The sequence below is a fragment of the Castellaniella defragrans genome (assembly GCF_014203015.1).
Lineage (GTDB): Bacteria > Pseudomonadota > Gammaproteobacteria > Burkholderiales > Burkholderiaceae_B > Castellaniella > Castellaniella defragrans.
Genome location: NZ_JACHIB010000035.1, coordinates 1 through 2,572, shown reverse-complemented (window position 1 = coordinate 2,572; position 2,572 = coordinate 1). Strand labels below are relative to the sequence as shown.

General features: G+C 61.7%; 3 protein-coding genes. All 3 read left to right on the top strand.

The features are described 5' to 3' along the window. Positions 1-85 precede the first annotated feature (85 nt). From tnpA to tnpC, 3 genes are read left to right on the top strand one after another with little or no spacing between them, the layout of a single operon-like run. Entirely contained in the window at positions 86-439 is a 354-nt protein-coding gene (gene tnpA / locus HNR28_RS17990; RefSeq protein ID WP_043679159.1) for an IS66 family insertion sequence element accessory protein TnpA, read from the top strand. Then, positions 439-795: an IS66 family insertion sequence element accessory protein TnpB gene (gene tnpB / locus HNR28_RS17985; RefSeq protein WP_043682583.1), complete on the top strand. Its 357-nt coding sequence runs from the start codon at positions 439-441 to the stop codon at positions 793-795. Before tnpA ends, tnpB begins: the two co-directional genes overlap by 1 nt. 21 nt (positions 796-816) lie before the next feature. Continuing rightward, complete coding sequence (gene tnpC / locus HNR28_RS17980) at positions 817-2,550, top strand: IS66 family transposase (RefSeq protein WP_084330628.1); 1,734 nt, start codon at positions 817-819, stop codon at positions 2,548-2,550. The last annotated feature ends 22 nt before the right edge of the window (positions 2,551-2,572 follow it).

The window sequence follows — 2,572 nt, the reverse complement described above, 5'->3', positions numbered from 1 at the left end:
GTAAGCGCTCCATCTCCTCCATAATTGTTCGCTCTCGGGCCTTCCGGCATCGTATCGGTGTTGAACAAATACCGGAGAATCGAGAATGTCAGATGGAAAGGAAAGGGATCAGGCTTACTGGGAATCTCATCTGGAGTCGATCACCCGCGAAGGGATCGGCACCAAGGCTTACGCCCAACGTGAGGGTATTGCCGTCTGCAGCCTGTATTATTGGCGCCGACGTCTGAAGGCTCAGTGCCATGGGCCGCAGTTGCCGACCCAGAGCGCGAATGCCACGGCCGCACGGTTGTTCGTGCCTGTGAGCATGGACGCCGGCAGCGTCCCGGTCAACCGCTATATCCTGTCGCTGGGCTGCGACCTGCGCCTGGAGCTACCCGGGCTGCCCAGCCCACAGTGGCTGGCCCAGGTCAGTCAGGCGCTGCAAGGGCAGGCGCGCTGATGCACCCGGGCGCTTCAATCGGGCAAGTCTACCTGTGCTGCCTGCCCGTGGACTTCAGAAAGCAGATCGACGGCTTGGCGGCGCTGGTGGAAAGCGAACTGGAGCTGAACCTGTTTGGCGATGCGCTGTTCGTGTTCGCCAATCGGCAACGCAGCCGGATGAAGATTCTTTACTGGCATCGAAACGGCTTTTGCCTATGGCAAAAGCGGCTGGAGAAAGCACGTTTTGCGTGGCCGGCGCCGGGCTCTGGCCCCACTGTAACGCTCACGCCCAAGGAGCTGGAGTGGCTGCTGGAGGGCTTCGATCTATGGGCAAATTATCCTCACAAAACTCTGAAATATCAATCAGTTATGTAATATTTTGAGGTATAATGTCGCATGTCTGAACGCCATGCGATTCCCCTCCTATCGAACGTCGAAACGGCGCCCCAACCGGGGGGGTTGCCGACCACCATCGAGGCCTTCCACCTGGCCTTACAGGCCGAACGCGAAAAGGTGTTGGCTGAACTGCGGCCTACGCTTGAGCGCGAAATCACCGAACACGTCACGGCACAAATCGAACGCACCGTGGCCGCACAAGTCGAAGCGCATCGCCAGGCCCTTGAGGCGAGCTTCGATCAACGGGTCGCCGCTGGCGTTGCACAAAAGGTTCAGGAAATCCTTGAGCAGTGGCGCCTGAGCCGCCACCGGATGTTCGGCCCCAGTAGCGAGTCACATCAAGGCGAACTGTTTAACGAAGTCGAAGCCCTGGCTGACCAGGCCGCCGGCACTGAAGACGAGCACGAAGGGGAACCAGCGCCTGTACAAGACAAGGCCCGCCCCAAACGCGGCCACCGCCGTGCATTGCCGCCGGAACTGCCGCGCGTTGAGCTCGTGATTGATGTACCCGAAGATGAGCGCCAGTGCCCTTGCGGCACACCTATGGTGCGCATCGGCGAAGACGTGAGTGAACAACTGGACATCGTGCCGATGCAGATCCGTGTCATCCGCACGGTGAGGCCGCGCTACGCCTGCCCCAAGGGCGACCAGGCTCCGGTGCAGCCACCGGCACCGGCGCAGATCCTGCCGCGCAGCAACTTCAGCGCCGGCTTCCTGGCGATGATGGCGGTGGTGAAATACGTGGACGGCCTGCCGCTGGCGCGCTTTGAAAAGGTCTTGGCTCGCCACCAGGTCGAGGTGCCGCGCCAGAGCATGGCGCGGGCCATGATCAAGCTTGCCCAGGCCTTGCAGCCGCTGCACAATCTGGCGCGCGACACCTTGTTGGAGGCGCCGGTCATCTACATGGACGAAACCACGGTGCAGGTCTTGAAAGAACCGGGGCGAAGTCCGACGGCAAAAAGTTATATGTGGGTGCAGCGCGGGGGGCCGCCGGGGCGTACGGCGGTGCTGTTCGATTACGACAAGAGCCGTTCGGGGAAGGTACCGTTGCGTCTGCTGGAGGGCTGGCAGGGCTACCTGATGACGGACGGCTACGAAGGCTATGCGCCGGTGGCCCGCTTGCCCGGTGTGGAGCACCTGGCGTGTGCAGCGCACGCGCGGCGAAAGTTCGTCGAGGCCAAACGCTCCAGCCCCAATGGCAAGAGCGCCCGCGCCGACTACGCGCTGGATCTGTTTGCCCGGCTTTACCGTATCGAGGCCAAGGTGAAAGACGCGAGCGATGCGCAGCGCTTCGAGGCGCGCCAGACGCACAGCTTGCCGATCCTGCAGAAATTGCGCGCCTGGCTGGATGAGACCTTGCCGCTGGTCACCCCCAGGAGCAAGCTGGGTGAGGCGCTGGGGTATTTGTGCAAAGTGTGGCCGCGCCTGATCCGTTACACCGAACGCGGCGACCTGCCCATCGACAACAACCTTCTGGAAGGCGGGGCGATCAAGCCGTTTGTGATCGGACGAAAGGGGTGGCTGTTCAGTGACACCCCCGCCGGGGCGCATGCCAGTGCGGTGCTGTACTCGTTGCTGCAGACGGCAAAGGCCAATGATCGCGAACCCTATGCGTGGCTGCGCTTCGTGCTGGAACGCCTGCCGCTGGCAAGAACGGTCGATGAAATTGAGGCCTTGTTGCCGTGGAATACCCATGACCAGGATTTAGCCATGAATCTGGCTGCCTCGGAATAATGGGGTAGATGCACCGCTTACG

Bases quoted from the DNA above. Each gene is read 5' to 3' on its own strand.
- tnpB (WP_043682583.1), top strand. From the start codon at position 439: ATGCACCCGGGCGCTTCAATCGGGCAAGTCTACCTGTGCTGCCTGCCC.
- tnpC (WP_084330628.1), top strand. From the start codon at position 817: ATGTCTGAACGCCATGCGATTCCCCTCCTATCGAACGTCGAAACGGCG.
- tnpA (WP_043679159.1), top strand. From the start codon at position 86: ATGTCAGATGGAAAGGAAAGGGATCAGGCTTACTGGGAATCTCATCTG.